Annotated in this window: 6 protein-coding genes; 4 read left to right on the forward strand and 2 right to left on the reverse strand. The window is 75.4% G+C overall.

Features of this window, described 5'->3' with window-relative positions; all coding sequences use genetic code 11:
* Position 1: 1 nt before the first annotated feature.
* The 3 genes from E1258_RS08925 (at position 2) to E1258_RS08935 (ending at position 4,831) form a co-directional block, all read left to right on the forward strand.
* Positions 2-277, forward strand: coding sequence for a MoaD/ThiS family protein (locus E1258_RS08925; RefSeq protein ID WP_132398587.1), 276 nt, complete (start codon positions 2-4; stop codon positions 275-277).
* A 9-nt stretch (positions 278-286) separates the two neighbouring features.
* Entirely contained in the window at positions 287-1,531 is a 1,245-nt protein-coding gene (locus E1258_RS08930; RefSeq protein ID WP_132398589.1) for a metallophosphoesterase, read from the forward strand.
* Positions 1,532-1,642: 111 nt separating this feature from the next.
* Complete coding sequence (locus E1258_RS08935) at positions 1,643-4,831, forward strand: UvrD-helicase domain-containing protein (RefSeq protein ID WP_132398591.1); 3,189 nt, start codon at positions 1,643-1,645, stop codon at positions 4,829-4,831.
* Between the two features lie 97 nt (positions 4,832-4,928).
* On the opposite strand, the gene E1258_RS08940 is transcribed toward E1258_RS08935, so the two are convergent.
* Positions 4,929-5,663, reverse strand: a complete 735-nt coding sequence (locus E1258_RS08940; RefSeq protein ID WP_132398593.1) for an A24 family peptidase — start codon at positions 5,661-5,663, stop codon at positions 4,929-4,931.
* Between the two features lie 10 nt (positions 5,664-5,673).
* Complete coding sequence (locus E1258_RS08945; protein WP_243715289.1) at positions 5,674-6,648, reverse strand: EamA family transporter; 975 nt, start codon at positions 6,646-6,648, stop codon at positions 5,674-5,676.
* 750 nt (positions 6,649-7,398) lie between these two features.
* Here E1258_RS08945 and E1258_RS08950 point away from each other — a divergent pair.
* The gene (locus E1258_RS08950; protein ID WP_132398601.1) at positions 7,399-7,863 is read left to right on the forward strand and encodes a hypothetical protein; all 465 of its coding nucleotides are present in this window, start codon (positions 7,399-7,401) and stop codon (positions 7,861-7,863) included.
* Positions 7,864-8,067 lie beyond the last annotated feature (204 nt).

The raw sequence follows: 8,067 nt of genomic DNA on the forward strand, positions 1-8,067 counted from the left end.
GGTGCGCCACGACGCCTCCGACCTCCCGACCGGACGGCTCACCATCCGGTACTTCGCCGGGGCGCGGGCCGCCGCCGGAACGGCCGAGGAGACCGCAACCGCCGGCCGCTGCCTGGACGAACTCGCGGACGAACTGACACGACGGCACGGCGAGCGGCTCGCCGCCGTGCTGAGGGTGGCGAGTTTCCTGGTCGACGGCGTGGCCTGTCACGACCGCCGGACAGCGCTGCCGGCAGGGGCGACGATCGACGTGCTGCCGCCGTTCGCGGGCGGCTGAGGAGGCTCGGTGTTGGCGGTTGTCGCTCTGGTGGGTTTCGTGCTGGTCGTGATCGGCCTGCTCCACCTCTACCTGTGGAAGCGCCTGGTCCGGGACACCACCGCGTCCCGGCGGCTGCGCCGGGCCGGCGCGGTCGCGGCGGTGCTGCTCACGCTGCTCGTGCCGGCCACGATGGCCGGCACCCAGAACGGCCTGTACTGGCTGGCCTGGCCGGGGTACATCTGGCTCGCCCTGATGTTCTACCTGCTGGTCGCGCTGCTGGTGCTGGAGGTGCCGATGCTGGTCGCCCGGCTGGTGCTGCGCCGCCGGGCGGTCGCCGCCGAGCCGGCCGCCGTCGCGCCCGAGCCGGTGCTGGTGGGGGCACCCGGGGCCGCCGACCCGCCGGCCGTCGCGGCCGTCGACGAGCCCGACCACGACCCGTCCCGCCGGCTGCTGCTGGCCCGCGGGGCGGCGATCTTCGCGGGCCTCACGGCCGCGGGCACCGTCGGGTACGGGGTACGCAACGCCCTCGGCCCGCCCCGGCTGGACCGGGTGCAGATCCCGCTGGCGAAACTCCCGCGCCGCATGGACGGCCTGCGCATCGCCACCGTCGCCGACATCCACCTCGGTCCGCTGCGCGGCCGGGCGCACACCGAGCGGATCGTGGCGATGATTAACCGGTTGGACGCCGACCTGGTCGCAGTCGTGGGCGACCTGGTCGACGGGTCGGTCGCCGAGCTGGGCGACGCGGCGTCCCCGCTGGGCGACCTGCGGTCCCGGTACGGCAGCTTCTTCGTCACCGGCAACCACGAGTACTACTCCGGCGTGGAGGAGTGGGTGCGGGAGGTGGACCGGATCGGCCTGCGGGTGCTCCAGAACGTCCGGCAGGAGATCCGGACCCCGGGCGGTGTGCTGGACCTCGCCGGGGTGAACGACGTCACCGCCGCCGGGACCGGGCTGGCCGCTCCCGCCGACTACGCCGCCGCGCTCGGCGGCCGGGACCCGAGCCGCCCGGTGGTGCTGCTGGCTCATCAGCCGGTGGCAGCCGTCGAGGCCGCGAGGTTCGGGGTGGACCTGCAGCTGTCGGGGCACACCCACGGCGGCCAGATGGTCCCGTTCAACCTGGCCGTACGGCTCGAGCAGCCGGTCGTCTCCGGCCTGGGCGAGGTCGACGGCACGAAGGTGTACGTCACCAACGGCGCCGGCTTCTGGGGCCCGCCGGTGCGCGTCGGCGCCAACCCTCAGGTCACCCTCGTGGAGCTGCGCGCCCCCTGACCGCCGGGTGCGGCCGCGTAGCGCTCGATCGCCGCGGTGTCCAAGGATTGCTCAGGTCACGCGTACGCGTGGCGGCGGGCGGGCCTCGGGGCGGGCGTGACAGGATGCGGCGTGCTCCCGTTCAGCGCCGCACCCCCGGATGGCCCCTCGCCGTTCGTCGCGGACCTGCACATCCACTCGAAATACTCACGCGCGTGCAGCCGCGACCTGACCATGCCGAACCTCGCCTGGTGGGCCCGGCGCAAGGGCATCGGCGTGCTCGGCACCGGCGACTTCACCCACCCCGCCTGGTACGACCACCTGCGCGAGACGCTGCACCCGGCCGAGCCGGGCCTGTACCGGCTCTCCCCGGAGGCGGAGCGGGACGTCGCCCGCCGGCTGCCGCCCCGGCTGGCCAGCGAGGCGGAGGCGGACCCGGTCCGGTTCATGCTCAGCGTGGAGATTTCCACGATCTACAAGCGGGACGACCGCACCCGCAAGGTGCACCACCTGGTCTACCTGCCCGACCTGGACGCGGTGGAGCGGTTCAACACCACCCTCGGGCGGATCGGCAACATCGCCTCAGACGGCCGGCCCATCCTCGGCCTCGACTCCCGCGACCTGCTGGAGATCACCCTGGAGGCCAGCCCGGACGGCTACCTCGTGCCGGCGCACATCTGGACGCCGTGGTTCTCGGCGCTGGGCTCGAAGTCCGGCTTCGACGCGATCGCCGACTGCTACGCCGACCTGGCCGAGCACATCTTCGCCGTGGAGACCGGGCTGTCGTCGGACCCGGAGATGAACTGGCGGGTAGGCAGCCTGGACCGCTACCAGCTCGTGTCCAACTCGGACGCCCACTCGCCGCCCGCGCTGGCCCGCGAGGCGACGGTGCTGGCCACCGGCCGCGACTACTTCGCGATCCGGGAGGCGCTGCGCACCGGCGACGGGCTCGCCGGCACCATCGAGTTCTTCCCCGAGGAGGGCAAGTACCACGCCGACGGCCACCGGCTCTGCGGCGTGAACTGGTCACCGGAACGGACCCGGGCGGCCGGCGGGCGCTGCCCCGAGTGCGGCAAGCCGCTCACCGTCGGGGTGCTCAGCCGCGTCGAGGAGCTGGCCGACCGGCCCGAGGGGCACCGGCCGGCCCACGCCCGGAAGGTCACCCACCTGGTGCCGCTGGCCGAGATCCTCGGCGAGCTGAACCGGGTGGGCCCGAAGTCGAAGAAGGTCGAGGGAAAGCTCAACGACCTGGTCGCCGCGCTCGGTGCGGAGTTGGAGATCCTCACCCGCGCCCCGCTCGACGAGATCGGCCGGGTCGGCGGGGAGCTGCTCGCCGAGGGAATCGGCCGGCTGCGCCGGGGCGACGTGCGCCGGGTGCCCGGCTACGACGGCGAGTACGGGGTGATCACCCTCTTCGACCCGGACGAGCTGGGCGCGAAGGGGACGGGGGCGCAGGCGGAGACGCTGTTCGACGTACCCGTGCCGGCACAGCGACCGACCGCGGAGCCGGCGGCGAAGGCGAAGCGCCCGGCTGCGGCGAAGGTCGAACCGAAGCGGAAGTTCGCCCCGCCGCCCCCGCCGCCGATCCCGCCGCAGCCATCCCCGCACGAGCCGTTCGAGCCGATGCTCGCCGGCATGGAGGAGGTCGGCACCGGGCTGCTGGACCGGCTGGACGCCATGCAGCGGGTGGCCGCGTCCGCGCCGGGCGGGCCGCTGCTGATCGTGGCTGGCCCCGGCACCGGCAAGACCCGGACGCTGACGCACCGGATCGCGTACCTGTGCGCCGAGCTGAACGTGTTCCCGGAGCGCTGCCTCGCGATCACCTTCACCCGGCGGGCCGCCGAGGAACTGCGGCACCGCCTCGACGGGCTGCTCGGGCCCGTCGCCGAGGACATCACCGTCGGCACGTTCCACTCGCTGGGCCTGACCATCCTGCGGGAGAACGCGGGCGCCGCCGGGCTGCCGGCCGACTTCCGTATCGCCGACGACGCCGACCGGGCGGCGGCGAAGGCCGAGGCGGGCGAGGACCAGGCGGCCTACGCCGCGCTGCTGCGCAAGCGGGACCTGGTCGACCTGGACGACCTGCTCACCCTGCCCGTCGAGCTGCTGCGCGCGGACCGGAAGCTCACCCAGCGGTACCGGGACCGCTGGCAGTGGATTTTCGTGGACGAGTACCAGGACGTCGACGCCGTCCAGTACGAGCTGCTGCGGCTGCTCAGCCCCGCCGACGGTAACCTGTGCGCGATCGGCGACCCGGACCAGGCCATCTACTCGTTCCGGGGCGCGGACGTCGGCTACTTCCTGCGCTTCTCGCAGGACTTCACCGACGCCCGACTCGTACGGCTGAACCGCAACTACCGGTCGGCGGCGCCGATCCTCGCCGCCGCCGTACAGGCCATCGCGCCGTCGTCGCTGGTCCGGGGCCGCCGGCTCGACCCGGCCCGACTCGACCCGGAGGCCCCGCTGGTCGGCCGGTACGCCGCCGCGTCCGTCGCCGACGAGGCCGACTTCGTCGTACGCACCGTCGACGACCTAATGGGTGGCCTGTCCCACCGGTCCCTGGACTCGGGCCGCATCGACGGCCGGTCCACCTCGCTCTCCTTCTCCGACATCGCCGTGCTGTACCGGACCGACGCGCAGGCCGCCCCCATCGTGGACGCCCTCGCCCGCGCCAACGTGCCGGTGCAGAAGCGCTCGCACGACCGGCTGCGCGACCGGCCCGGGGTGGCCGCGATCGCCCGCGAGCTGCGGCACGCCGACGGCCTCGGCGGCGGCCTGCCGGCCCGGGTCCGCCTCGCCGCGCAGGTGGTCGCCGACCGGTTCGCCGCCCCCACCCTCGACGGCTCCGGCGCGGTACGCCCCGAGGAGGTCCGCGCCGCCGTGGACCTGCTCACCCCGCTGGCCCGGCGCTGCGGCGACGACGTGGAGCTGTTCCTGTCCCAGCTCGCCACCGGTGCCGAGGTGGACGCCCTGGACCCGCGCGCCGAGGCGGTCACCCTGCTCACCCTGCACGCCGCGAAAGGGCTGGAGTTCCCGGTCGTGTTCCTCGTCGGCTGCGAGGACGGCCTGCTCCCGCTGCGCTGGCCCGGATCGACGCCCGACGAGGACGCGATCGCCGAGGAGCGGCGGCTGTTCTTCGTCGGCCTCACCCGGGCCCAGGACCGGCTCTACGTCAGCCACGCGGCCCGGCGTACCCGGCACGGGTCGGAGCGGGACTGCCGGCCGACGCCGTTCCTCGACGTGATCGACCCGGGTCTGTTCGAGCGCCTGGGCGAGGCGGAACCCCGCCGTCCCAAGGACCGCCAACTCCGCCTGCTGTGAAAGGAGGGGCCCCCTATTAACGCCTGAGGTAGAGAAAGGTCCCCTTCTCACCGTAGCCGGCGGGCGGCGCGACGGCTGGCGGGGTCGTGGGGGACGGTCAGGCGGTGAGGGTCGCCAGCCAGGCGCCGGCGAGCAGGGCCGGCCCGAGCGGCAGCGGGGTGTCCCGGCGTACCCGGCGGGCGGCCAGCAGGCCGAGCACGGCCAGCCCGTGCAGCACGTGCGGCAGGACCAGCCCGGTCAACAGCCCCGGCCAGCCCAGCCAGCCGAGGGGCAGCCCCAGCACGGCGGCCAGCTTCACGTCACCGAAGCCGAGCCGCGAGCCGGGCAGGAGGGCGAGCAGCGCGTACCCGGTGAACGACAGCCCTGCCCCGGCCAGTGAGGCGAACAGCCGGCCTAGGCGGCCGTCGAACGTCGCCGCCGCGACCAGCCCGGTCACCGCGCCGAGCGCCGCCAGGCCGACCAGCGGATCGGGCAGCCGCAGGCAGGCCAGGTCGACTGCCGCGAGCACGAGACCGACCGCCGCCACCGCGAGGAACGCCGGCAGCGCCGCGCCGACACCGGGCGCGACGCCGAGCCCGCCGAAGACCGCAGCCGCCACCGCCGCCCAGGCCACCACCCGCCCCCGGGCCGCCGCGTCCGGTCCGGCCGACGCCGCGTCCCTCGCCCCGAGTGCCCCGCGGCTGGGAACGAGCCGGGGTGCGGCGGTGAAGCGCCCGGCCAGCCACGGCACGAACGCCCCGATCACCGATCCGATCAGGGCGAGAACGAGAACGGCGGCGGTGGGCCGACTGGTCAGAGCCAGGGCGGCGACGGTCGACGGGCCGGCGGGCACCGGCCGGACGTTACCGCCGCGCCGGTCGGGCCGCCGCCCCGGTCGGCCGTCCGAGGCGTTCCGTGCTGACCACCAGCGCGACCCCGGCGATGATCACCGCACCGCCGATCAGCACCTGGGCGGTGATCGGCTCTGCGGCCAGCAGCGCACCGAGCGCGACCGCGACGACCGGGTTCACGTACGCGTAGGTGGACACCAGCGAGATCGGCGCGTGGTGGAGCAGCCAGACGTACGCGGTGAACGCGACCAGCGAGCCGGCGACCATCAGGTACGCGAGGGCGAGCCAGGATCGACCGGTGACCTGCCCGGGGTCGAAGTCCCGCAGCTCGCCCCGGGCGGCGGCGAGCACGGCCAGCGCGACCGCGCCGGCGACCATCTCGTAGACCGTGGCGACGAACGGATCCGTGGGCATCCGCAGTCGCCCGGCCAGGAACGACCCGGCCGACCAGCAGGTGGCCCCCGCGACCACGGTCAGCGCGCCGGCCAGCGGCACCGCGCCCGACCCGCCGGTCGGCAGCACCAGCAGGATCAGGCCGAGGAAGCCCAGCGTCACCCCGGCGAAGGTCCACAGCCGTGGGCGGTCGCCGCTGACCGTGCGGAGCAGGACGACCAGCAGCGGGACGGTGGCGACCAGCAGCGCCGCGATGCCGGAGGGCACCGCCGTCCCGGGCGGGCCGGACTCGGCGAGCACCACCAGGCCGTTGCCGCCGGCCAGCAGGAGCACGCCGACGAGAGCGGCGGAGCCGAGCTGCCGCCGGTCGACGCGCAGGGCGCCGGCGCCCCGGCGTACCCGGAGAACGAGGGCGAGCACGACGGCCGCCGCGCCGAACCGGAGGCCGGCCGAGGCGAGGGCCGGCAGCGACTCCACCGCGACCCGGATGCCCAGGTAGGTGGAGCCCCAGAGGACGTAGACGACGGCCAGCGCCGTCCAGACAAGCGCCGGTCCGGTGGCCGGCGTGGCGGCGCCGCGGGTCGACTCCGGCACGGTCGGTACGGGAGGCGTAACCCGCCGGGGTGGTGATGTCATCGATTGGCCACGCTACGGTGACCACGGCGTCGGCGTCGCTGGTTGGTGGCCGGTCTCACCGCTCGGGGTAGGAGGGTGTGCATGTCGAACTACGGACCACCGGGTGAGGGTCCCGCGGGGCCGTGGCCCGGGCGACGACCCGACGACGGGCACGGCACTCCGGCCGAGTCGTGGGCGGGCGACGCCTGGGGGTACCCGGACGCGGGGTACCCGGACGCGGGGTACCCGGACGCGGGGTACCCGGACGCGGGGTACCCGCCGCGCCGGTCGGGCGCGCCGGAGCCGGGCCCGTACCCGACCCAGGGCGGCCATCGCCCCGAGCCGGGCCCGTACCCGACCCAGGGCGGCTACCGCCCCGAGCCGGGCCCGTACCCGACCCAGGGCGGCTACCGCCCCGAGCCGGGCCTCCCGGGGCGCTACGGCCCCCCGCAGCCCGGCCCGCACCCGTCGGACCGGGCCCCGTGGCCGGGCGATCCCGGCGGGTTCGCGGCCGGCGCCCGGGAACCCGAGCCCGGCCCGTGGGAGCGGCCCGAGCCCCACGGCCCGGGGCACACCGAGGTGTACCGGCCGGTGGGGGCCGGCGCGACGCACCCCGACGACCGGTACGCCGGGGACCGGTACGCCGCCGCGCCGTACCCGAGGTTCGGAAGTGCCCCTCCGCACCCGGATGAGCCCGCGCCGCCGCCGTACCCGGGGAAGCCCGCGCCGCTGCCGGACCGCAGGCGCGGGCGCGCTCCGCTGATCACCGTGCTGGCCACTCTGCTCGTATTCGTGCTCGCCGGCGGCGCGGCCGTGTGGTACCTGCTCCGGCAGGACGATCCACCGCCCGCGGCCGGGCCGGCCGTGCCCAGCGCCGCTCCGACGGCGGAGGACACCCCGGCCGCGCCGACGCCCGCGCCCACCGCCCCGGCACCCGAGTCGTCGGCCGATCCCCGGTTCGTCAAGGTGGGACAGTGCGTCCGCAACGAGGGGCCGGCCGGCGGCAAGCCCAAGCTGCTGATCAGCCCGTGCGGCCCGAAGACGTACGAGGTGCTGCGCCGCTTCGACGGGCAGACCAGCGGGGAGAAGGACGCCGAGGCGAAGTGCGCCAAGGTGACCGGATACACCAACTGGTACTTCTTCGACAGCCAGTTGGACACCCTCGACTTCGTGCTCTGCCTGAAGCTCCGCTGACTCGCGCGTGCTCCGCTGTCGCCGGTATCCGGCGTCACGCCCTCTGTCCGCCACACCCCTGGGGAGGAAGAGATGTCATCCTTCGGACCACCCGGTTCCGGCGCACCCGACGACCCCTACGCCCGCCCGCCCGCCGGCCCGCCGGTCGACCCGACCCTGCCGCAGTGGGGCCAGCCCCCGGCCGGCGGGCGGGCGGGCGTAGGG

Origin of the sequence: Micromonospora sp. KC207 (genome assembly GCF_004348615.1) — a bacterium.
Lineage (GTDB): Bacteria > Actinomycetota > Actinomycetes > Mycobacteriales > Micromonosporaceae > Micromonospora.